Raw genomic sequence first — 22987 nt, forward strand, 5'->3', positions numbered from 1 at the left:
AAGGTGAAAGATGTACTAAAAAACCCAGAGATGATAAAAAAGGAATACCAACGTAGAGTATTAGAAAATAAAAATGATGAATCATCAGAGAAAAAGTTTGCAAGAAGAGAAAATCAAATAAAAGAAGGTATCGAAAAATTAATGGAAGATTATTATAGTCAAGAAAATGCAGGAGAGAAAGGATATATAAGCGAGGAAGAATTTAAACAGACAATGAGAAAAATGAAAGAACGCTTACAAGGGATAGAAGAAGAGAAAAAAAAGGTAGTTGATCAGAAGGCAGTAGAAAAAGGAATAAGTCTTATTATAAATAGCATAAAGAATTTTTATTCTAGTAGACCTCTTTCGAAACTCATATAGACAGCTCAAAATTGTGAATTCCTGCTATAAAATTGAATCTTAAGCCAAAACGTTTTCTCCGATTGCGGTATCTGTCTGCAATAATTTTGAATCTTTTTAACAGACCAATTACATTCTCAACTACTACTCTTTTGCTTGCTAGCTCCCGATTTTCTACCTTTTTTTCCTTAATTAAGGGACTCTTTTTCATCCTTCTGTGTGGCAACTCGACATTTTTGTGAATTTTCTGAAAACCTCTATAGCCAGCATCGGCTAAAACTTTTATACCTTCTGATACATGCACTTTTGACTCCTTGAAAAGCCGAAAGTCATGCTTTCTCCCGTTTGAAAATGACGTACAAATAATTTTCTTGCTCTTCTTTTCTGCAATTATTTGGGTTTTTAGCGTATGTTTTTTCTTCTTTCCTGAATAAAATCTTTTCTGCTTTTTTTTGGTCTCTCTACAGGTGTTTCCGTTGCATCAATCACCAGAATCTTATATTCCACGTCGCTTTTTAGGAGTTCTTTTCGTCCTGGCAATGCGAAATCTGGGTGTTGTATTAGAGTATCCTCTACCCATTTTACAGTTTTATATGCCGTACTTTCACTTACTCCATAACTTTGACTTATGTGAAAATATGTACGGTATTCTCGTAAGTATTCTAATACCATGAGCAGCATATTCTCCTCGTTTAGCTTATTTTTCCTTCCTCCTTTGGCTTTCTTTTTTTTATTCTCTTCACATAAAATCCCTACCATTTTGTTAAATGTTGATCTCTTTACTCCTGTTAGTCGACGAAACTCCCCTTTATCGAGCTCTTTCACTATTTCATACTTCATTTCTCCTTACCTCAAAATTACTATTTTTACTACTTTATCCTAGTTTCGAAAGAAGTCTAGTGTAAAATCGAACCTGGAACAGCTAGATTGGCAAACTAAGCGCGGCATTATTAAAGCATTAATAGGACAAATTAACATTGGTTGTGATCAGGTAGAAGTAGGATTTTAGATCGAAGAACCAGCACAGGATGGGGGAATTCTTAATTTGTATCATTGTACTACACATAATAAGGGGGTTGACAAAATGTGTGCGCCAAGAAGTGCGTAAGGAACAGTTGGTGAAAATCCAACACGGGTAAAGCTTAGCCGGCAACCTGGAACAAACCGTTATGCTGCGTAAGGTAACGAGCGTAGTAAAGCTAATGGAATGGACAACATAGGGTGCAACGAAAGTGAAGGTATTGAGTCCCGTAATTCACGCGTCATGGGGGCTGACACTTTACATTTGGTGGAAGGCAACATGGGTAATAACGCTAAGGCAAGATATTACTCACCTCATCGGGATCGAAGGCCGCGTCATGTGTTGAGATGGACCTTACGTGAACTTGGGAGATCCTTTGTATTCCTGTAAGGGTACTCTGGAACAAGTCAATAAAGGCGAGGACTGGAGGAAGATGCAAAGGAAGTCGGACTAACTGATAGTACTCGGAGTGTGGGAAAGCCACATACAAGGGGAAGCGGTTAGCAATATAGTGACTGGTATAGGGATTGCTATACCAATACAACAGAGATTGGAGGAGTATGCAAGGAAAACTAAACCAGATAGCAGTAAGGGCTAAGCAAGATAAGCGAGTAAAATTTACATCATTAGTTCATTTGATTAATGAAGAGAATCTTGCAGAGTGTTATAAGGAACTAAAACGCAACAAGGCTTGTGGTATAGATCGTGTGACAGTGGAAGCTTATGGAGAAAATCTAGAAGAGAAACTTAAAACACTAGTGGATAGTATGAAGAGAAAACAATATCAACCGCTACCAGTGAAAAGGGTATACATACCCAAAGCCGGGAGCAAAGAGAAGCGCGGTCTCGGAATACCATCAACGGAAGATAAGTTGGTACAGGTAATGCTAAAGAAGATATTAGAAAATATTTATGAAGCAAACTTTATGGACAGCTCGTATGGATTTCGACCAGGAAGAAATTGTCATCAGGCGATAAACGCTCTAGATAAAGCAGTTATGCACAAACCAATTAACTATATTGTAGAAGTGGATATCAAGAAGTTCTTTGATAATGTTCAACATAAATGGCTAATGAATTGTCTAAGGGAACGAATAGCTGACCCAAATTTATTGTGGTTAATAAAACGATTTCTAAAGGCAGGAATAGTCGAAGTTGGATGTTATAAAGCAACCGATCAAGGCACACCACAAGGTGGTATAGTAAGCCCTGTATTAGCTAATATATACTTACACTATGTGCTGGACTTATGGTTTGAAAAGAAATTTAAGCCAAAAGCCAGAGGATATTTACAGCTAATAAGGTTTTGCGACGATTTTGTAGTTGGCTGCGAGAGGGAAGAAGACGCAAAAGAATTTCTAGAATTACTGAAACAAAGACTAAGTAAATTTGGGTTGGAAATAGCTGAAAATAAAACAAAAATAGTAAAGTTTGGTAAGAAAGAATGGTATCAAGCAGAAAGAGAGAAACGTAGGACGGCTAGCTTCAACTTTCTAGGATTTACACATTATTGTGGAAAAAGTCGTAATGGTAAACTTATGATGAAGCAGAAAACTTCAAAAATAAGCCTAGCCAGAAAGATTAAAGAAATCAAAGAATGGTTGAAGATGGTACGAAGTCGTATCTGTCTCAAAGATTGGTGGCAGAAACTTAAAGCCAAACTAACAGGACACTATAGCTACTTCGGAGTTAGCGGAAATTATCGGTGTTTGATTCAATTCTATCGACCGGTAACAAAGTTAGCATTTAAGTGGATAAACCGACGTAGTCAAAAGAAAAGTATGGATTGGGAACAATTTATACACTATTTAAAAGTAAATCCATTACCAAAACCAAAGGTATATGTTTCTTTATACACAGGAGCACTAGTGTGAACGCTGTATTGTGGAGCCGTGTGCGGGAAATCCGCAAGCACGGTTCTTTTGGGGAGACTATGGTTATGAGACCAAATCGCTGGTTTCAAGGTCATGAGTCTCTACCAGACGTGCGCCAAGAAGTGCGTAAGGAACAGTTGGTGAAAATCCAACACGGGTAAAGCTTAGCCGGCAACCTGGAACAAACCGTTATGCTGCGTAAGGTAACGAGCGTAGTAAAGCTAATGGAATGGACAACATAGGGTGCAACGAAAGTGAAGGTATTGAGTCCCGTAATTCACGCGTCATGGGGGCTGACACTTTACATTTGGTGGAAGGCAACATGGGTAATAACGCTAAGGCAAGATATTACTCACCTCATCGGGATCGAAGGCCGCGTCATGTGTTGAGATGGACCTTACGTGAACTTGGGAGATCCTTTGTATTCCTGTAAGGGTACTCTGGAACAAGTCAATAAAGGCGAGGACTGGAGGAAGATGCAAAGGAAGTCGGACTAACTGATAGTACTCGGAGTGTGGGAAAGCCACATACAAGGGGAAGCGGTTAGCAATATAGTGACTGGTATAGGGATTGCTATACCAATACAACAGAGATTGGAGGAGTATGCAAGGAAAACTAAACCAGATAGCAGTAAGGGCTAAGCAAGATAAGCGAGTAAAATTTACATCATTAGTTCATTTGATTAATGAAGAGAATCTTGCAGAGTGTTATAAGGAACTAAAACGCAACAAGGCTTGTGGTATAGATCGTGTGACAGTGGAAGCTTATGGAGAAAATCTAGAAGAGAAACTTAAAACACTAGTGGATAGTATGAAGAGAAAACAATATCAACCGCTACCAGTGAAAAGGGTATACATACCCAAAGCCGGGAGCAAAGAGAAGCGCGGTCTCGGAATACCATCAACGGAAGATAAGTTGGTACAGGTAATGCTAAAGAAGATATTAGAAAATATTTATGAAGCAAACTTTATGGACAGCTCGTATGGATTTCGACCAGGAAGAAATTGTCATCAGGCGATAAACGCTCTAGATAAAGCAGTTATGCACAAACCAATTAACTATATTGTAGAAGTGGATATCAAGAAGTTCTTTGATAATGTTCAACATAAATGGCTAATGAATTGTCTAAGGGAACGAATAGCTGACCCAAATTTATTGTGGTTAATAAAACGATTTCTAAAGGCAGGAATAGTCGAAGTTGGATGTTATAAAGCAACCGATCAAGGCACACCACAAGGTGGTATAGTAAGCCCTGTATTAGCTAATATATACTTACACTATGTGCTGGACTTATGGTTTGAAAAGAAATTTAAGCCAAAAGCCAGAGGATATTTACAGCTAATAAGGTTTTGCGACGATTTTGTAGTTGGCTGCGAGAGGGAAGAAGACGCAAAAGAATTTCTAGAATTACTGAAACAAAGACTAAGTAAATTTGGGTTGGAAATAGCTGAAAATAAAACAAAAATAGTAAAGTTTGGTAAGAAAGAATGGTATCAAGCAGAAAGAGAGAAACGTAGGACGGCTAGCTTCAACTTTCTAGGATTTACACATTATTGTGGAAAAAGTCGTAATGGTAAACTTATGATGAAGCAGAAAACTTCAAAAATAAGCCTAGCCAGAAAGATTAAAGAAATCAAAGAATGGTTGAAGATGGTACGAAGTCGTATCTGTCTCAAAGATTGGTGGCAGAAACTTAAAGCCAAACTAACAGGACACTATAGCTACTTCGGAGTTAGCGGAAATTATCGGTGTTTGATTCAATTCTATCGACCGGTAACAAAGTTAGCATTTAAGTGGATAAACCGACGTAGTCAAAAGAAAAGTATGGATTGGGAACAATTTATACACTATTTAAAAGTAAATCCATTACCAAAACCAAAGGTATATGTTTCTTTATACACAGGAGCACTAGTGTGAACGCTGTATTGTGGAGCCGTGTGCGGGAAATCCGCAAGCACGGTTCTTTTGGGGAGACTATGGTTATGAGACCAAATCGCTGGTTTCAAGGTCATGAGTCTCTACCAGACGTGCGCCAAGAAGTGCGTAAGGAACAGTTGGTGAAAATCCAACACGGGTAAAGCTTAGCCGGCAACCTGGAACAAACCGTTATGCTGCGTAAGGTAACGAGCGTAGTAAAGCTAATGGAATGGACAACATAGGGTGCAACGAAAGTGAAGGTATTGAGTCCCGTAATTCACGCGTCATGGGGGCTGACACTTTACATTTGGTGGAAGGCAACATGGGTAATAACGCTAAGGCAAGATATTACTCACCTCATCGGGATCGAAGGCCGCGTCATGTGTTGAGATGGACCTTACGTGAACTTGGGAGATCCTTTGTATTCCTGTAAGGGTACTCTGGAACAAGTCAATAAAGGCGAGGACTGGAGGAAGATGCAAAGGAAGTCGGACTAACTGATAGTACTCGGAGTGTGGGAAAGCCACATACAAGGGGAAGCGGTTAGCAATATAGTGACTGGTATAGGGATTGCTATACCAATACAACAGAGATTGGAGGAGTATGCAAGGAAAACTAAACCAGATAGCAGTAAGGGCTAAGCAAGATAAGCGAGTAAAATTTACATCATTAGTTCATTTGATTAATGAAGAGAATCTTGCAGAGTGTTATAAGGAACTAAAACGCAACAAGGCTTGTGGTATAGATCGTGTGACAGTGGAAGCTTATGGAGAAAATCTAGAAGAGAAACTTAAAACACTAGTGGATAGTATGAAGAGAAAACAATATCAACCGCTACCAGTGAAAAGGGTATACATACCCAAAGCCGGGAGCAAAGAGAAGCGCGGTCTCGGAATACCATCAACGGAAGATAAGTTGGTACAGGTAATGCTAAAGAAGATATTAGAAAATATTTATGAAGCAAACTTTATGGACAGCTCGTATGGATTTCGACCAGGAAGAAATTGTCATCAGGCGATAAACGCTCTAGATAAAGCAGTTATGCACAAACCAATTAACTATATTGTAGAAGTGGATATCAAGAAGTTCTTTGATAATGTTCAACATAAATGGCTAATGAATTGTCTAAGGGAACGAATAGCTGACCCAAATTTATTGTGGTTAATAAAACGATTTCTAAAGGCAGGAATAGTCGAAGTTGGATGTTATAAAGCAACCGATCAAGGCACACCACAAGGTGGTATAGTAAGCCCTGTATTAGCTAATATATACTTACACTATGTGCTGGACTTATGGTTTGAAAAGAAATTTAAGCCAAAAGCCAGAGGATATTTACAGCTAATAAGGTTTTGCGACGATTTTGTAGTTGGCTGCGAGAGGGAAGAAGACGCAAAAGAATTTCTAGAATTACTGAAACAAAGACTAAGTAAATTTGGGTTGGAAATAGCTGAAAATAAAACAAAAATAGTAAAGTTTGGTAAGAAAGAATGGTATCAAGCAGAAAGAGAGAAACGTAGGACGGCTAGCTTCAACTTTCTAGGATTTACACATTATTGTGGAAAAAGTCGTAATGGTAAACTTATGATGAAGCAGAAAACTTCAAAAATAAGCCTAGCCAGAAAGATTAAAGAAATCAAAGAATGGTTGAAGATGGTACGAAGTCGTATCTGTCTCAAAGATTGGTGGCAGAAACTTAAAGCCAAACTAACAGGACACTATAGCTACTTCGGAGTTAGCGGAAATTATCGGTGTTTGATTCAATTCTATCGACCGGTAACAAAGTTAGCATTTAAGTGGATAAACCGACGTAGTCAAAAGAAAAGTATGGATTGGGAACAATTTATACACTATTTAAAAGTAAATCCATTACCAAAACCAAAGGTATATGTTTCTTTATACACAGGAGCACTAGTGTGAACGCTGTATTGTGGAGCCGTGTGCGGGAAATCCGCAAGCACGGTTCTTTTGGGGAGACTATGGTTATGAGACCAAATCGCTGGTTTCAAGGTCATGAGTCTCTACCAGACGTCAAGCAAGTTTTTTCGTTTCTATAAATCTGGATTTCAGCGTTATGCGCTGGAATGACAACGTGAGGTAAATTTTTCAACATCCCAAAATTACAGAATTCAGTCTGTTTAATTAAGTGTGAACTGTTACACGAAAATTTTGTAAACAGATTAATATACCCTGTTTTTGCTATTCATCTAAAAATGGAACCATAGAGTACGTTGAGGAGCGTAAGCAAATTTTAATGCAAAAATTACTATCAAAAAATAGATTATGCAAGAGGTCTAATTATTCTGCCGCAATTTTGCTCTATCACACTTGCCACATTTAATATTCCAGCTTCATCATAATAATTTCCAATCACTTGCAAGGCAAGTGGTAAACCCTCATTGGAGAGCCCAACAGGAACAGAAATAGCAGGCAATCCTGCCAGACTTGCCGGCACAGTAAACACATCATTGATGCACATAATTAGCGGATCTGGCTTTTCATTTAAGCCAAAAGCTTCTGTTGGAGCAGATGGCACAAGTATGTAATCTATTTTTTCAAACGCTTTTATAAAATCATTTCTGATTAATGCCCTGATACACTGTGCTTTTTCGTAATATTCATTGTAATGACCTGAGGAAAGCGCATAAGCGCCAATTAAAATTCTTCTTTTCACCTCTTTACCGAAACCTTCTGCTCTTGTTAGTGAATACATTTCTTCAAGGGTATCAGCATCAACCCTGAACCCATAACGCACACCGTCATAACGAGCAAGATTGGATGAAGTTTCAGCAGAACAAATTAAATAATAGACTGGTATTGCATATTTAGTATGTGGCAGAGTAACGTCAACAACTTCAGCGCCATTTTCTTTTAAATAGGAAGCAACTTTCTCCCAATTATGGACTATTTCCTCTGAAATTCCATCCATCCTATATTCTTTTGGTATACCAATACGCTTACCCTTGACATCACCATTTATAAAGCTAGAAAATTTAGGCACTGGCTTTTCGCTTGATATTGAATCTTTTGTATCATAGCCACAGATTGCTTCCAGCATTAATGCTGAATCAGAGACAGAACGAGTAATGACTCCTGCTTGATCTAGAGAACTCGCAAATGCAATCATACCAAAACGCGAGCATCTTCCATAAGTTGGCTTTATTCCAACCACTCCACAATAAGCTGCTGGTTGGCGCACAGATCCACCGGTGTCACTCCCTAGTGCTCCAGCGCATAAAAATCCAGCCACCGATGCTGCAGATCCACCAGATGATCCACCAGGAACAACTTTTTCCCCATCACTTTTTCTAATCCACACATTTTCGACAGGGCCAAAATAGCTGTTTGTGTTCGCAGAACCCATAGCAAATTCATCCATATTAAGCTTACCGAGCATGGCTGCTCCACTTTTTAAAAGCAAGTCAGACACCGTAGATTCGTAAGTCGGAACGAAATTTTCCAGCATTTTTGAGCATGCTGTTGTTTTTATTCCTTTTGTACAGAATAGATCTTTGATGCCAACTGGTACACCCATGAGCGGCGAGATTAAATCATCCTTTTGCCTAGAGAAATGTTCATCTGCAGCTTTAGCAGCTTTCATTGCTATCTCTGGGGTTTTTGTTATAAATGCATTTAATTTCTCATTTTCAACCGCACTGATGTGCGCCTCTACGAGTTCAACGGCAGAAAAACTCTTTTTTTTGAGCCCGTCATGCATTTGTGTAATACTTAACTTTCTTAGTTCATTCATCAATATTTAATTTTTAGCAAGACGTTAATTATAACATGGCACGATAAAAAATCCATACATTTATAGTTACAGCTAGAAATGTAGCTAAGGTAACTTAGATTCACCGACAATCGTCATCCCGCTACTTGTTAGCGGCTAAGAGATACCGCAGCGGTATGACGTAGAAGCTATACTTTTATACTCACCAACTCAGTATCCAATCCGGATTGTATCTTAAAAAGGTCAAAAGACTATAATAAGCAAAGGAGTGATACTGTGTGTGCGCCAAGAAGTGCGTAAGGAACAGTTGGTGAAAATCCAACACGGGTAAAGCTTAGCCGGCAACCTGGAACAAACCGTTATGCTGCGTAAGGTAACGAGCGTAGTAAAGCTAATGGAATGGACAACATAGGGTGCAACGAAAGTGAAGGTATTGAGTCCCGTAATTCACGCGTCATGGGGGCTGACACTTTACATTTGGTGGAAGGCAACATGGGTAATAACGCTAAGGCAAGATATTACTCACCTCATCGGGATCGAAGGCCGCGTCATGTGTTGAGATGGACCTTACGTGAACTTGGGAGATCCTTTGTATTCCTGTAAGGGTACTCTGGAACAAGTCAATAAAGGCGAGGACTGGAGGAAGATGCAAAGGAAGTCGGACTAACTGATAGTACTCGGAGTGTGGGAAAGCCACATACAAGGGGAAGCGGTTAGCAATATAGTGACTGGTATAGGGATTGCTATACCAATACAACAGAGATTGGAGGAGTATGCAAGGAAAACTAAACCAGATAGCAGTAAGGGCTAAGCAAGATAAGCGAGTAAAATTTACATCATTAGTTCATTTGATTAATGAAGAGAATCTTGCAGAGTGTTATAAGGAACTAAAACGCAACAAGGCTTGTGGTATAGATCGTGTGACAGTGGAAGCTTATGGAGAAAATCTAGAAGAGAAACTTAAAACACTAGTGGATAGTATGAAGAGAAAACAATATCAACCGCTACCAGTGAAAAGGGTATACATACCCAAAGCCGGGAGCAAAGAGAAGCGCGGTCTCGGAATACCATCAACGGAAGATAAGTTGGTACAGGTAATGCTAAAGAAGATATTAGAAAATATTTATGAAGCAAACTTTATGGACAGCTCGTATGGATTTCGACCAGGAAGAAATTGTCATCAGGCGATAAACGCTCTAGATAAAGCAGTTATGCACAAACCAATTAACTATATTGTAGAAGTGGATATCAAGAAGTTCTTTGATAATGTTCAACATAAATGGCTAATGAATTGTCTAAGGGAACGAATAGCTGACCCAAATTTATTGTGGTTAATAAAACGATTTCTAAAGGCAGGAATAGTCGAAGTTGGATGTTATAAAGCAACCGATCAAGGCACACCACAAGGTGGTATAGTAAGCCCTGTATTAGCTAATATATACTTACACTATGTGCTGGACTTATGGTTTGAAAAGAAATTTAAGCCAAAAGCCAGAGGATATTTACAGCTAATAAGGTTTTGCGACGATTTTGTAGTTGGCTGCGAGAGGGAAGAAGACGCAAAAGAATTTCTAGAATTACTGAAACAAAGACTAAGTAAATTTGGGTTGGAAATAGCTGAAAATAAAACAAAAATAGTAAAGTTTGGTAAGAAAGAATGGTATCAAGCAGAAAGAGAGAAACGTAGGACGGCTAGCTTCAACTTTCTAGGATTTACACATTATTGTGGAAAAAGTCGTAATGGTAAACTTATGATGAAGCAGAAAACTTCAAAAATAAGCCTAGCCAGAAAGATTAAAGAAATCAAAGAATGGTTGAAGATGGTACGAAGTCGTATCTGTCTCAAAGATTGGTGGCAGAAACTTAAAGCCAAACTAACAGGACACTATAGCTACTTCGGAGTTAGCGGAAATTATCGGTGTTTGATTCAATTCTATCGACCGGTAACAAAGTTAGCATTTAAGTGGATAAACCGACGTAGTCAAAAGAAAAGTATGGATTGGGAACAATTTATACACTATTTAAAAGTAAATCCATTACCAAAACCAAAGGTATATGTTTCTTTATACACAGGAGCACTAGTGTGAACGCTGTATTGTGGAGCCGTGTGCGGGAAATCCGCAAGCACGGTTCTTTTGGGGAGACTATGGTTATGAGACCAAATCGCTGGTTTCAAGGTCATGAGTCTCTACCAGACCTGAGTGAAAATCGTTGAGATCCCAGTGTCTGCTGCTTGCATAGCATTTATTTACAAAAAAATAGTCATGCAAGAGACTTTGCTTGGATATTTGATATAATTTAGGTCTATTAAAGCAAAAAATACTAACATGAATGAAGTGATAACATTTGGTTGTCGTCTAAATTTTTACGAGAGCGAGTTAATCAAAGAAGCATTAAAAAAAGCAAAGAGAGAAAATGTTGTTGTGGTGCATAGCTGTGCAGTGACAAACGAAGCAGAACGTCAGGTAAAGCAAAAGATACGTAAGATTTACAAAAATGATCCAAATAAAGAAATTATCGTAGTTGGTTGTGCTGTTCAGTTGGATCCAGAAGTTTACAGTAGCATTCCTGGTGTAAGTAAAGTGCTCGGTAATCAAGATAAGCTAAAAGCTGAAAATTACTTACTAAATGACGATAAAATCTTGGTCAGTGATAACCAAGTAGAACCTGTTCTAATTAATGGATTTGAAGATAAGTCAAGGGCATTTATTGAAATTCAAAATGGTTGTAATCATAGCTGCACATTTTGTTCAATTACTGAGGCAAGAGGGAATAATCGATCTGTGCCAATAAACAGTATTATAGAGCAAATCAGGATCTTTGTAGAAAATGGATATCAAGAAGTAGTGTTTACAGGGGTTGATATTACTGACTTTGGTACAGATTTGTTGGGTAAGCCATCACTTGGTTCAATGATTAGGAGAGTTTTAAAGGATATACCAGAGTTGAAGAGGCTAAGACTTTCCTCTATCGATGTTGCTGAAGTTGACGACGAATTAATGGATTTAATAGCTAATGAGTCAAGACTTATGCCTCATTTACATTTGAGTCTACAATCTGGTAATAATTTAATACTAAAGAGAATGAAGCGTCGTCACAACAGAGAACAAGTGATAGAATTTTGTCATAAAATGAAGAGCTTGAGGCCTAATATAGCATTTGGCGCTGATATTATTGCTGGATTTCCAACAGAAACTGATGAAATGTTTCAGGATACAGTTGATTTACTGAAAAAAACAAATATAGTTTACCTACATGCTTTTCCATATTCAGAGCGGAAAAATACACCTGCTGCACGAATGCCACAAGTACCAGAGAATGTGCGTAAAGAACGAGTAAAAAATTTAAGAGAAGTAAATAAAGAAATTATGAGCAGTTTTTGTCAATCCTTGATCAACACTAAGCAAAGTGTTCTGGTTGAGCAAAATAATGTCGGTAGAGCAGAAAATTTTGCATTAATAAAGCTTGAATCAAAAGCTCAAGCCAAGAGTATTGTGAAAGTTAATGTTAAAGGAGTGGAAAATAATTATCTAATTGGAAATATTTTTTCTTAATTTTTGTACATTGAAGAAATATACGATATAGTAATTATACTGTAAATGATAATTGTGAATTCATTTATGATAACTAGAATATCTATTACTTTATTTTTGATTTTCATTTCATGTGTCTATTTTTTTATTACTTATATTAGTAATGATACACACATTGAGCAAGTACAACCCTTAAAATTAGAAACAGACAATAATAAAAGTGTGATACGTTCTGAGGAGGTTACTGCAAAAGAAATACCAATAAAATATCAAGAACTTGAAAGTAGTCCACCTTCTGTTTTCCAAGTAGCTGATCAGAAAAATATGTGGTCACGTATTGCAGATCAAGCTGAGCCTACAAAAGAAAAATCAAAAAAACTTGATTTTTATGTTAGCGCTAACGGTGGTAAGGTATACCATGATAATTCAGAAATATTTGTAAAGGGTATAAAGGCAATAGGGGGGAGAGTCCTAACTTTAGTTGAAAGTCATTATGGTTTTATAATAAAAAATATAGTGGCAGATGAAATTAAAAGTATACAGCAATTTGATGGTAAAATTGATTTCCAGTGGTTTAGCAGCATGTCTTTAGGTTACTATGCTGGAGAAAATGGTAAAATTGATTTTGAAGCCGCGTATTCTATAGCCAATATTGAAGATAGTAATTCTCCTCCGGTATTTGATAAATCAGCAAGTATATTTGCGTTTTTGTTAAACTTCTATTATAATCCCAGCGTTCAGGATACACAATTTGCTCCGTACATCGGTCTTGGTATAGGACCAACAGTTTTTAGATTAAAAAGGATTAATGGGTCACCCCAAAATTCAATGCCACTGAATGTTCCTTGGTTTGCTTATCAAATAAAACTTGGTGTTGATTATTCAATAATCCCAGAAATCAAAACCTTTCTCGGCTATCGTTACTTTAGCGTTCCGATACCTGTTGCAGATGACATATCTACTCACAATATTGAAGTTGGTTTGATATTTAATTTTTAGTGATAATTTAATATATATATAAATTCTTATCTTTTCTATCTAACAAACCAAATGTTGGTACGATTGTTGCTTTTAAAAAAATGACAGTTTCTACTGTTCTAATATTATTCGCTAGCCTTTTTGATTTCTGATGCAATAAGCTTTGCTTATCTTCTCTATGTTCTATAAGCCCGCCGATTACCATAATTTCACCGCTCTTAATTTTTAACATAGAGTTCATTTCTCTGATTTCAACAATTGGAATGTCGCTATTTAATTTCATTTTACTCTGCTGTGCGACGTACTCTATATCTGGATCTTTAGTGTAGCCGTTAATTCTTGATAAAGTTGGATGTATATCCATGAATATTTCACTAGTATCAATGTTAATGCTTGGGTGGATTATTAGCACAACACCTATTGGGACGCTATTCATCTTGGTAATTAAGGTCTGATTAGAGTTTCTAGTATCTTTTTGTATATCGGAGGTAAAATAAATATGGTTTTTAGTAAATGAAATCATCGCTTGCTGATTATTTATAGCATGTACTCTGGGGCTTGAAATTACAGTTGAAGTGCCAAATTTGTCTAAATTTTTTACTAAATCTCCTAGATCATTTGCACCAAAGTTCATTGCTAGGTTAATAATGGAGTTATCTTGATTTATTATAGACTTAGTTCCATCTTGTAAGTCATTTAAGTTCATACCAGAAAGGTATTTGTCATCTAGCACAACTTCAACTATTTTTGCCTCTATCATTACTTGAGAAGACGCTAACTTCTTAACCTTATTAATATATTCTTCAACAGCTTTGTGGATATCTTTTCTAGCATTCAAAATAATAACACCAGCTTCTCTGTTGGATGAAAGGAATTCGCCATCATCCACCCCGTTAACATCCATTATTGCATTCAAGCCTTTTTCTAATGAATTCCATAAGTCACTACTGTATTGAGACTTCATAACATTGTTATAGTCCCTATCAACGTTACTTCCATCACTGTTAGTAATATTGTTATTAATGACGAAACTGCTTTGAGCAGAATGTTGAATATTGATGAAGTCTACGTAATAATTTTGTGCGTATGGCAAGTCCTGCTCAATTCTAATTACACCATTACTTGTTGAGTAACGCAGTTTGGCGCTATTTGCTATACTCTGAATTACTTCGTTTATATCCTTATCTTTTAGCTTTAAAATAATATTACCTGATATTTTTGGGTCCATATCCAAGTTAACGTCAGAAAGTTTTCCTATCTCAATCAGCAAATCCTTTACTGATACTTCTTCACTAACATTAATAGAAATAAGCTGATTACTGATTGTGAGATCGGGAAACTCTATTGGTAAAGGCATAATTTCTGGTATTGACGGTTCATTAATCTCCAAAGAGGTGTTATATTGTTGCAACGGATAATCGTGCTTATAATTGTCTATGTTAATAGGATATTGCTTGGTAGGTAGATGTGTGCAAGAAATAATGAAGAGGAGTATTAAGCATTTAAAAATAGCCATTAGAACAGCATACAAAATCTATACTAATAGATTTCTATAAAAATATTAAAAATGTATTTAATCTCATTTTCATCGAGCAGATAATTGTCGTGTATTAGCTTTGGCTATGTATTTTTTGTATACTCTTCTTGTACTTAAATGTAGACCAGCATAGCCCTAATTTTTTTATATATTGTACTTCTTTCTCTGTATTTAATAATAGGCTTGAAAATAAATGGTAAGCCTATAATTGTTAAGCTTAGAGCTAGGGTTGAAAGTATACAACAGGCTTTGTGTTTACTATGTAGCTCTTTCAGATAAAGCATCAAAAATCTACAAAATTTTTTGTAATTTTCTTCGATGTTTTTTTTGCTATGAGCCTTGCTAATGAACATATCTATTGCGGTATGACCGTTATTGCACTTAATGTTAAGGTCTGCACCTTTTTCTGTTAACAACTGAGCTATATCAAAATAATCCTTTTGAACAGCAAGATGTAGAGGTGCAAAACCTTGTTGCTCACAAATGTTCATATTGGCTCTAACTTCCAATAACATTTTCACAATTTGTGTATGGCCTTTTTTAACTGCGAGTAGCAAGGGAGTTCTGTTACATTTAGTAACAGCATTAACGTTTACCTTAAGCTTCAATAAGAGCTTAACTGTTTTAGTGTTACCATTATGGCTAGCTTTATGCAGCCTAGCGTTACCATTAAAATCTTGATCGTTTGCTTCTATTCCCTTTGAAATAAGAAATGTTACCATTTTTCTATTATTATGCTCAATAGCGCAATCTAACGCATCAAAACCATGGTTGTTTTTTGTGCAAAAAAACTCTTTAAGTTTAATTTTATCGTTACTTGCTTGCTGTTTTTTTGCAATAAGTTTTACTATTTGCATTTTGTTGTTATACGCTGCTAGGAAAAGCGTAGTGTTATTTTCTGCATCTTTGGCTTCTATATTTGCACCTTTCTTTATCAGATATTCTATAATTTCTGCTCTGCTGTCATAATGTGCGGTGCATTGATAAATGGTTAAAAACAAAGGAGTACGAAAATTGTTATCTTCACATTCGAGATTTGCTCCGCTATCAATTAAAATTTGGACGCTTTTTTTAGAACCGTATAGTGAAGCTATATGAAGAGGAGTATAGCCCTCTTTGGCATCTTTTTCATTAATTTTTGCGCCTTTTGTTATCAAAAAATCTATTAATTCCGTGTCATCTTGTAGTGCAGCAAGGTGCAGTGGAGTGAATCCATTTTTATCCTTGGAATTAATTGTCAGTTGGTTAACAAAAAGTTTAGCAACTTTCTTGTGTCCATGCATAATGGCGTAATGCAGAGGGTTTCTATTTTCGTTGTCTACGACATTGAAATCAGCTTCGTGCTCTAGTAATGACTTTACTCCAACTAAATCGCCTTCTTTTGTGAACTTATGCAAGAGAGTGATTCCACTTGCATCTTTTGAGTTAATATCAAATCCATTTTCTACTAATTGGTTTATATCTTCCTCACGCGCCATATCACTTAAATCTCTAATTAAACTCTTTTCGCGTTAATAATACTCCTACTTGATTAAGTTTAAATGAATCTGTGAGAAATGGCTAGTGCATTCTTGCATAACAAACTTTTGGCAGCGCATTGGATGAAACGAAAAACTTACTTGACAAACTCCGCCAGCCCTCCTATCATGAAACTGAAGCTATTTATTTATCTTCGCAATCTCTGCAGTGGATTAATGACAAAAAACTTAATGTATTTGGCGTAAATCATGCTTAATTTTTTGCACTATGTGCACCTCATGTCTTTATAAAACTTTTAGGTTTCTACCTATACAAGCCGAAACGCGCTTATAAAGTGTTTAAGACAGTAAAAGACGTCAAATAGACAAGGGAGAATTTGAATACTAGCTACCCTAGGGTTTCTTTGCCTTTTTTTTTATTTGGTAAATTTCTTAACATTTATAGCTAAACGACAACTGTCATTCCTGTAAAGGTCAAGTATCCCGCTACTTGTTAGCGGGATCTAGAGATACCGTGACGGTATGACGTAGGATTGCTGTCATTCTGCTACTTGTTAGCGGCTGAGATACCGCGAATGAATCGCGGTATGACGGTTCGCGGTGGCATGACGATAAGCTCGTCATCCCGCTACTTGTTAGCGGCTGAGATACCGCGAATGAATCGCGGCATGACGTAGGATTGCTGTCATTTCGCTACTTGTTAGCGGCTAAGAGATATCGCGGTGGTATAGCTATAAATTGTTGATATCTTTTTTATATCACATTTTTAACTTACAATAGTTAGCCAGCGTTCCTTACATTAACCAAATCTTTCAAATTCTGCACTCACCACTACCTATAACTCACTTTCACGCAATATTGATCGTTCTTAAAAAGCAATCTAACATTTTTTATTCCTTGATTGCGAAGCTTTGATGCAGCTGATTTAGCAGCCTGAGCACTTTTAAAAAATGCAACATATCCCTTACTTTCTGCACTGTCTTGTTTCGGGTGACGTTTCTGCATTTCTTTTTCATATTGCTTTCTGTAATGAGGAGTATTTTGTATCAATTGTTCTGACATCTTTCTTAGGTATTGAACTTTTACTTTTGCAAGCCCAGATTTATGAAATCCTAAGACTTGAGCTGCTTTTTCTGATAAGTCTATTATTCTGCCTTCAATAAAAGGCCCTCTATCGTTAACCCTTGTAACAAGCTTTCTTCCATTTTCTAAATTAGTGACAAGAACAAAGCAGGGTAAGGGCAAAGTCTTATGCGCTGCAGAGATCAAGTGACGGTTAAACGCTTCACCATTTGCTGTAAGTGTGCCATGATCTTCTATTCCATACCACGATGCTATCCCTATCTCTTCATAGTGTTTACAGTTTTTTGGGTGATAAGTTATACCATTTATTGTGTAGCTGCTGCCAATTTTATAATGACCTGCAGTGCAGTTAAACCTGTTGCTAAAACTGCAGCTACTTATCAAAACAAATATTAGACATAGAAAGGTTAGGTTTTTTATCATTGTATTCGGTAAGAGGGTTCGATACTATGAGGATTTTAAATTATACTATAATAAATTTAGTAATGAGTAAACATCTACTGCTAAATATTAACAAAACTCAAAAAGGAATAATACATATTATTGGTATAGGTGGAATCGGAATGAGTGCCATTGCTGAAATTCTTCACAATTCCAATTGCAAAGTTCAAGGCAGTGATGCACAATCAAACGACAATATAAATAAGTTACAAAAGCTAGGTATAGAGGTTTTTATTGGTCACAATGCTAATAATATAAGCCAAGCTCAAATAGTTGTACATTCTTCTGCAATAGAATCTGATAATGTGGAGTTAATTGCGGCAAAAAATAACAATAAAACCGTTTTGCATAGATCAGACATACTTGCTGAAATTATGAAAGGTAAATATGTGATAGCGGTTTCAGGTTCAAGCGGAAAGACAACAACAACCGCTATGATTGCTTCCATTTTTGATCATTCTGGCATTGATGCGACTGTAACTGTAGGAGGGATATTAAATTCCTATAAGAGCAACTTCAAACTTGGAGGGAGTGACACTTTTCTGATCGAGGCTGATGAGTCTGATGGAACTATGCTAAAAATCCCTGCAAAGATTGCTGTCATAACAAGTATCAACAATGACCACATAGATTATTACGGCACATTTGATAATATCAAAAATGCATTTTCCCAATTCGTGAATAATGCAGGTTCTGCAGTTTTACCTGATTCTGTAGACATCGATTATGATGCGGGTAATTCTATAACGTTTGGGTTTGAGAATGGTAGCATAAGAGCCAGCAACATTAAACAGCATGCTAACAGCATAGAATTTGATGTGTTGAACAACTGGATTCCAGCATTACGTGCTGGAATGACAAAAGGAAAGTGTACAGAGATGTCATCCCAGTGCGTGACACTGGGATCCAGCCCTTTAAAAAACATAGTACTATCAAATGCAATTGGAATTCACAAAGTAAGCAACGCCCTAGCTGCAATATCAGTTGCGATAAAGCTCGGAATTAGCGATGCAGATATTAAAAAAGGCCTTTTGGAATTTCAAGGAGTAGCAAGAAGATTCTCTTTGATTGCCGATATTAAAGGTGTTAAGTTAATTGAGGATTATGCCCATCATCCAAATGAAATATATGCAACTTTAACGGCTGCACGTTCGATTACTAAAGGAAAAGTAATAGGAATTATCGAACCACTTCGTTTTGCCCGCATTCGTAATTTTTTTGATGAATTCATACGAATTTTCATGATGTTTGATTATGTCATCCTCACTCCTGTTCATCCCCCAGAAGACAAGCCTATTCCTGGTTGTGGGATTGATGATATACAAAAAGCTTTAATCAGTAATGGATTTAATAACACAAAAATTATGAATGATGCTTTGCTCATTTCACATTTTATTAGTGATTCGACAAGTCCAAGTGATATAGTATTATTTATTGGTGCTGGTAGTAATATAGCTAAATTGGCAAAGGAAACTGCAGCACTTATTGCGGAAGTTAAGGTTTAATGTAATGAATAAGATAATCAATAACGTATTTGCAAGAGAAATTTTAGATAGCAGGGGTTACCCCACTATTGAGGTAGAAATTGAGCTCTGTGATGGTGCAATAGGCAGGGCATCTGTACCTTCTGGAGCTTCAACCGGTAAATTAGAAGCCTTGGAACTCAGGGACCAAGATGAGAAAAGGTATTGTGGTAAGGGAGTGCTGAAAGCTGTTCAAGCTGTAAATGGGATAATAGCAGATGAAATCATTGGAATGAATGCAGCGGACCAAAATGCAATTGATAAAGCATTAATTGAACTGGATGGAACAAAAAACAAATCAAAACTTGGAGCAAATGCAACTTTGGGTGTGTCTCTTGCAGTTGCAAAAGCAGCAGCAAACAGTTTCAAAATGCCGCTATATAGATATTTGGGAGGAAAGCAGACGAGTGTTATGCCGGTTCCACTCATTAACATAATTAATGGTGGAGTACATGCAGACAATAAGCTCGATTTCCAAGAATTCATGATTCTTCCGGTCGGTGCTGAGACTTTCAGCGAAGCGATTAGAATATCTGCGGAGGTATTCCACAACTTACGTAGCATTCTTAAGAAAAAAGGTTATAGCACAAATGTAGGGGATGAAGGTGGTTTTGCACCAAATATTGAAAGTACTGAAGAAGCACTTGATTTGATCATATACGCTATAGAATCAGCAGGTTATTCAGCGCAAAGTGATTTTGCACTAGGCCTTGATGTTGCTTCATCTACTTTTTATGAAGATGGAATTTACAAATTTGAACACAGAGATCTTACTTCAGAAGAGTTGACTGAATATTATTGTAATCTTGTGGAAAGATATCCAATAATTTCTATAGAAGATGCAATGAGTGAAGACGACTATGAAGGTTGGAAATTACTTACTGCAAAATTGGGGAGTAAAATTCAATTGGTTGGGGATGATTTGTTTGTTACAAATTGTGAACTGATATGCAAAGGAATAGAGGAAAAAATGGCAAATGCTGTACTGATCAAGCCAAATCAAATAGGGACGTTAACAGAAACTTTTGCTGCTATTGAAATGGCAAAATCAAATGGCTATAAAGCTGTTGTTTCTCATCGCTCAGGTGAAACAGAAGACACAACAATATCTCATATAGCAGTTGCGTCAAATTGCGGGCAAATAAAAACCGGGTCGCTATCGCGTTCTGATAGACTCGCGAAGTATAACGAGCTAATCAGAATAGAAAGCGCATTAGGAAAGGATGCTAAATATTATCGTGGGTTAGCATGGGTTTTATAGACGAAGTAAAATTGTGTTTAAAAGCTGGTGACGGTGGTGATGGCTGTGCAAGTTTTCGTCGAGAAAAGTTCGTTGAATTTGGTGGTCCAAATGGTGGTAATGGAGGAAAGGGTGGAAACATAGTTTTCATCAGCGACGCTAATCTCAACACTTTGCTTCATTTTCGTTATAGAAGACACATTAAAGCAGATAGTGGAAAAAATGGTGCAGGCAGGGATAGATCTGGCACAGCAGGGAAAGACGTTATACTTAAAGTTCCAGTCGGTGCACAAATAATTGATGAAGAAAGTGAAGAGATAATAGTAGACCTTGACAAGCCTGGTATGGAATTTCAAGTAGCACAGGGTGGAAAAGGTGGACTTGGAAATACTAATTTTAAATCTTCTACTAATAAGGCACCAAGACATTTTACTTACGGTCAGCCTGGCGAAGAAAAACATGTATTATTAAAACTAAAAGTTTTATCAGATGTTGGAATTATTGGCATGCCAAACGCAGGTAAATCAAAATTTTTGACTCGCTGCTCAAATTCCGATACAAAAGTAGGCGATTATCCATTTACCACCGTAAGACCTCATTTAGGCATGGTAAAAGTGGATGATAGCGAAGTTGTAATAGCAGATATTCCTGGAATAATTACTGATGCTCACCTTGGAGTTGGGCTCGGGCATAAATTTTTAAAGCACATAGAAAGGTGTCAAATTTTACTTCATTTAATCGATGTAACTCACGATGACGTTGTTTCGGCTTATAGTTGTATCCATAATGAATTGGAACTTTACAATAGTGATCTTGTTGAAAAAGAAGAGATTGTAGTATTAAACAAATGCGACTTATTGAGGGAAGCAGAAATTCTGGAAAAGAAGAATCACCTAGCTAATTATCTCAATAAAGAAGTGCTGTGCTTATCAATTAATGGTGATTTACAGCCTATTTTAAGATTATTAAGTGAAAAATTGAAAAAGAGTAATTCTAAGATGTACAGTCCCAGAGTGTGATGGTATGATAAAATATGAGAAAAAAATACCATCAAAGGAGGAGTTATGGGACAAATATTGCATGGGTGCGCCAAAACAACACAGACGATTCGTAGAGCAATACAAAATAGAAAAGAGAGCATAGCAAAACTCTCCAAGCATTATAACCTTAATCCAAAAACTATTATTAAGTGGAGAAAACGTTCATTTACGAAAGATGCTGATATGGGTCCAAAGCGTCCAAGATCGACTGTTTTAACGCTAGAAGAGGAAGCTATAATAGTTACATTTCGCAAGTATACACTACTGCCACTAGATGATTGCCTTTACGCTCTGCAGTCTACAATTCCGCATTTGACTCGCTCTAGCTTGCATCGTTGTTTACAAAGACACAACATTAGCAGATTACCAACTGTTGATGGAGAAGTTAAGTCAAAAAAGAAATTCAAACAATATCCTATCGGTTACTTTCATATTGATATTGCTGAAGTTAGAACTGAGGAGGGCAAATTACATTTGTTTGTTGCTATTGATAGGACATCCAAATTTACCTATGTTGAGTTGCGTAACAGTGCTACAAAACCCATAGCTGCTGAGTTCTTACGTAATTTGATTAGAATTTTACCGTATAAAATCCATACTATTTTGACAGATAACGGTATACAATTTACAAACCAGAAGCGTCATAAGTATGCTTTCCAACATATATTTGATAGAGTTTGCGAAGGGAATGTTATTGAACATCGTTTGACAAAAGTTAGCCATCCTTGGACGAATGGGCAAGTCGAGCGTATGAATAAAACTTTAAAGGATGCTACAGTTAAGAAGTATTACTATCAATCGCACCAGCAACTTAAAGAACACCTTTATAACTTTGTTATGGCTTATAATTATGCAAAGAGACTCAAAACTCTTAAGGGTCTTACTCCTTATGAATTTATATGTTATCAGTGGACACAGTCTCCAGAATTATTTATACTAAATCCACACCATCACACTCTGGGACCATACATCTAAGGAAATCGATGTATATGATCCTTTTAAAGCGTAAATTTTCTATTTATGGATGTACAAGAATGGTAGCGTGCAACCAGAACTAAGCGTACAGCTGTGCAAACATCGTGATTTGAGTCCACCAGAAGGGTGTCATCCCAGTGCCCAGACACTGGGATCCAGGAATTTTATTAAGTTGGTAAGCATAAAAGTAGCCGTTTTATGTTAAAATACAACGTTTTGATGATTATGAAAAGGCTGGATTCCAGACTGGAATGACACCATCATAAAGTGAATCAGTGTCA

20 protein-coding genes are annotated in these 22987 nt (G+C 36.8%); 15 read left to right on the forward strand and 5 right to left on the reverse strand.

What is annotated here, in order from left to right; genetic code table 11:
* The first annotated feature begins 3 nt into the window (after positions 1 to 3).
* Complete coding sequence (locus HUB92_RS00105) at positions 4 to 360, forward strand: hypothetical protein (RefSeq protein WP_244663068.1); 357 nt, start codon at positions 4 to 6, stop codon at positions 358 to 360.
* On the opposite strand, the gene HUB92_RS00110 is transcribed toward HUB92_RS00105, so the two are convergent.
* A protein-coding gene (locus HUB92_RS00110; protein ID WP_209472530.1) for an IS5 family transposase occupies positions 353 to 1179 on the reverse strand; the annotation gives its coding sequence in 2 pieces (ribosomal slippage) (positions 353 to 792 and positions 792 to 1179; 828 coding nt in all). The genes HUB92_RS00105 and HUB92_RS00110 overlap by 8 nt on opposite strands.
* Before the next feature lie 650 nt (positions 1180 to 1829).
* On the opposite strand from HUB92_RS00110, the gene HUB92_RS06885 reads away from it, so the two are divergent.
* The 6 genes from HUB92_RS06885 (at position 1830) to ltrA (HUB92_RS00125) (ending at position 7068) form a co-directional block, all read left to right on the forward strand.
* Positions 1830 to 1958, forward strand: coding sequence for a hypothetical protein (locus HUB92_RS06885; protein WP_255324786.1), 129 nt, complete (start codon positions 1830 to 1832; stop codon positions 1956 to 1958).
* A complete protein-coding gene (ltrA, locus tag HUB92_RS00115; protein ID WP_006280268.1) occupies positions 1921 to 3234 on the forward strand; it encodes a group II intron reverse transcriptase/maturase in 1314 nt (437 codons plus the stop codon). The genes HUB92_RS06885 and ltrA (HUB92_RS00115) overlap by 38 nt, the downstream gene beginning before the upstream one ends.
* Before the next feature lie 512 nt (positions 3235 to 3746).
* Positions 3747 to 3875, forward strand: a complete 129-nt coding sequence (locus HUB92_RS06890) for a hypothetical protein (RefSeq protein WP_255324786.1) — start codon at positions 3747 to 3749, stop codon at positions 3873 to 3875.
* A complete protein-coding gene (gene ltrA / locus HUB92_RS00120; protein ID WP_006280268.1) occupies positions 3838 to 5151 on the forward strand; it encodes a group II intron reverse transcriptase/maturase in 1314 nt (437 codons plus the stop codon). The genes HUB92_RS06890 and ltrA (HUB92_RS00120) overlap by 38 nt, the downstream gene beginning before the upstream one ends.
* A gap of 512 nt (positions 5152 to 5663) precedes the next feature.
* Positions 5664 to 5792 (forward strand): hypothetical protein, encoded by a 129-nt coding sequence (locus HUB92_RS06895; protein WP_255324786.1) that lies wholly within the window; start codon positions 5664 to 5666, stop codon positions 5790 to 5792.
* Positions 5755 to 7068, forward strand: coding sequence for a group II intron reverse transcriptase/maturase (ltrA, locus tag HUB92_RS00125; protein WP_006280268.1), 1314 nt, complete (start codon positions 5755 to 5757; stop codon positions 7066 to 7068). Before HUB92_RS06895 ends, ltrA (HUB92_RS00125) begins: the two co-directional genes overlap by 38 nt.
* Before the next feature lie 361 nt (positions 7069 to 7429).
* Here ltrA (HUB92_RS00125) and gatA read toward each other — a convergent pair whose 3' ends face one another.
* Positions 7430 to 8899 carry an Asp-tRNA(Asn)/Glu-tRNA(Gln) amidotransferase subunit GatA gene (gatA, locus tag HUB92_RS00130; protein WP_010962643.1) on the reverse strand — a complete coding sequence of 490 codons (1470 nt, stop codon included), beginning with the start codon at positions 8897 to 8899 and terminating at the stop codon, positions 7430 to 7432.
* 661 nt (positions 8900 to 9560) lie between these two features.
* On the opposite strand from gatA, the gene HUB92_RS06900 reads away from it, so the two are divergent.
* From HUB92_RS06900 to HUB92_RS00145, 4 genes are all read left to right on the forward strand, one after another.
* The gene (locus HUB92_RS06900; protein WP_255324786.1) at positions 9561 to 9689 is read left to right on the forward strand and encodes a hypothetical protein; all 129 of its coding nucleotides are present in this window, start codon (positions 9561 to 9563) and stop codon (positions 9687 to 9689) included.
* The gene (ltrA, locus tag HUB92_RS00135) at positions 9652 to 10965 is read left to right on the forward strand and encodes a group II intron reverse transcriptase/maturase (protein ID WP_006280268.1); all 1314 of its coding nucleotides are present in this window, start codon (positions 9652 to 9654) and stop codon (positions 10963 to 10965) included. The genes HUB92_RS06900 and ltrA (HUB92_RS00135) overlap by 38 nt, the downstream gene beginning before the upstream one ends.
* Before the next feature lie 240 nt (positions 10966 to 11205).
* Positions 11206 to 12432: a tRNA (N(6)-L-threonylcarbamoyladenosine(37)-C(2))-methylthiotransferase MtaB gene (gene mtaB, locus HUB92_RS00140; protein WP_010082135.1), complete on the forward strand. Its 1227-nt coding sequence runs from the start codon at positions 11206 to 11208 to the stop codon at positions 12430 to 12432.
* Between the two features lie 66 nt (positions 12433 to 12498).
* A complete protein-coding gene (locus HUB92_RS00145; RefSeq protein ID WP_209472793.1) occupies positions 12499 to 13410 on the forward strand; it encodes a P44/Msp2 family outer membrane protein in 912 nt (303 codons plus the stop codon).
* 7 nt (positions 13411 to 13417) lie between these two features.
* Here the strand turns inward: HUB92_RS00145 and HUB92_RS00150 are convergent, their stop codons facing one another.
* The 3 genes from HUB92_RS00150 to HUB92_RS00160 all read right to left on the reverse strand — a co-directional run bounded on the left by HUB92_RS00150 (position 13418) and on the right by HUB92_RS00160 (position 17910).
* Positions 13418 to 14920 (reverse strand): type II secretion system protein GspD, encoded by a 1503-nt coding sequence (locus HUB92_RS00150; protein ID WP_209472795.1) that lies wholly within the window; start codon positions 14918 to 14920, stop codon positions 13418 to 13420.
* Between the two features lie 119 nt (positions 14921 to 15039).
* The gene (locus HUB92_RS00155; protein ID WP_209472797.1) at positions 15040 to 16404 is read right to left on the reverse strand and encodes an ankyrin repeat domain-containing protein; all 1365 of its coding nucleotides are present in this window, start codon (positions 16402 to 16404) and stop codon (positions 15040 to 15042) included.
* A gap of 831 nt (positions 16405 to 17235) precedes the next feature.
* Entirely contained in the window at positions 17236 to 17910 is a 675-nt protein-coding gene (locus HUB92_RS00160; RefSeq protein WP_209472799.1) for a septal ring lytic transglycosylase RlpA family protein, read from the reverse strand.
* A gap of 26 nt (positions 17911 to 17936) precedes the next feature.
* On the opposite strand from HUB92_RS00160, the gene murC reads away from it, so the two are divergent.
* From murC to HUB92_RS00180, 4 genes are read left to right on the forward strand one after another with little or no spacing between them, the layout of a single operon-like run.
* On the forward strand, positions 17937 to 19433 hold the full coding sequence (gene murC, locus HUB92_RS00165; RefSeq protein ID WP_038250394.1) for a UDP-N-acetylmuramate--L-alanine ligase: 1497 nt from the start codon (positions 17937 to 17939) through the stop codon (positions 19431 to 19433).
* A gap of 4 nt (positions 19434 to 19437) precedes the next feature.
* Positions 19438 to 20712 carry a phosphopyruvate hydratase gene (eno, locus tag HUB92_RS00170; RefSeq protein ID WP_010082238.1) on the forward strand — a complete coding sequence of 425 codons (1275 nt, stop codon included), beginning with the start codon at positions 19438 to 19440 and terminating at the stop codon, positions 20710 to 20712.
* Positions 20700 to 21710 (forward strand): Obg family GTPase CgtA, encoded by a 1011-nt coding sequence (gene cgtA, locus HUB92_RS00175; RefSeq protein ID WP_209472801.1) that lies wholly within the window; start codon positions 20700 to 20702, stop codon positions 21708 to 21710. Before eno ends, cgtA begins: the two co-directional genes overlap by 13 nt.
* Positions 21711 to 21755: 45 nt before the next feature.
* The gene (locus tag HUB92_RS00180; RefSeq protein WP_209472420.1) at positions 21756 to 22706 is read left to right on the forward strand and encodes an IS481 family transposase; all 951 of its coding nucleotides are present in this window, start codon (positions 21756 to 21758) and stop codon (positions 22704 to 22706) included.
* Positions 22707 to 22987: the final 281 nt, after the last annotated feature.

It is taken from the genome of Wolbachia endosymbiont of Wiebesia pumilae (assembly GCF_017869285.1).
GTDB classification, from domain to species: Bacteria; Pseudomonadota; Alphaproteobacteria; order Rickettsiales; family Anaplasmataceae; genus Wolbachia; species Wolbachia pipientis.

Bases quoted from the DNA above. Each gene is read 5' to 3' on its own strand.
- ltrA (WP_006280268.1), top strand. From the start codon at position 1,921: ATGCAAGGAAAACTAAACCAGATAGCAGTAAGGGCTAAGCAAGATAAG.
- ltrA (WP_006280268.1), top strand. From the start codon at position 3,838: ATGCAAGGAAAACTAAACCAGATAGCAGTAAGGGCTAAGCAAGATAAG.
- ltrA (WP_006280268.1), top strand. From the start codon at position 5,755: ATGCAAGGAAAACTAAACCAGATAGCAGTAAGGGCTAAGCAAGATAAG.
- gatA (WP_010962643.1), bottom strand. From the start codon at position 8,899: ATGAATGAACTAAGAAAGTTAAGTATTACACAAATGCATGACGGGCTC.
- ltrA (WP_006280268.1), top strand. From the start codon at position 9,652: ATGCAAGGAAAACTAAACCAGATAGCAGTAAGGGCTAAGCAAGATAAG.
- mtaB (WP_010082135.1), top strand. From the start codon at position 11,206: ATGAATGAAGTGATAACATTTGGTTGTCGTCTAAATTTTTACGAGAGC.
- HUB92_RS00145 (WP_209472793.1), top strand. From the start codon at position 12,499: ATGATAACTAGAATATCTATTACTTTATTTTTGATTTTCATTTCATGT.
- HUB92_RS00155 (WP_209472797.1), bottom strand. From the start codon at position 16,404: ATGGCGCGTGAGGAAGATATAAACCAATTAGTAGAAAATGGATTTGAT.
- HUB92_RS00160 (WP_209472799.1), bottom strand. From the start codon at position 17,910: ATGATAAAAAACCTAACCTTTCTATGTCTAATATTTGTTTTGATAAGT.
- murC (WP_038250394.1), top strand. From the start codon at position 17,937: ATGAGGATTTTAAATTATACTATAATAAATTTAGTAATGAGTAAACAT.
- eno (WP_010082238.1), top strand. From the start codon at position 19,438: ATGAATAAGATAATCAATAACGTATTTGCAAGAGAAATTTTAGATAGC.
- cgtA (WP_209472801.1), top strand. From the start codon at position 20,700: ATGGGTTTTATAGACGAAGTAAAATTGTGTTTAAAAGCTGGTGACGGT.
- HUB92_RS00180 (WP_209472420.1), top strand. From the start codon at position 21,756: ATGGGACAAATATTGCATGGGTGCGCCAAAACAACACAGACGATTCGT.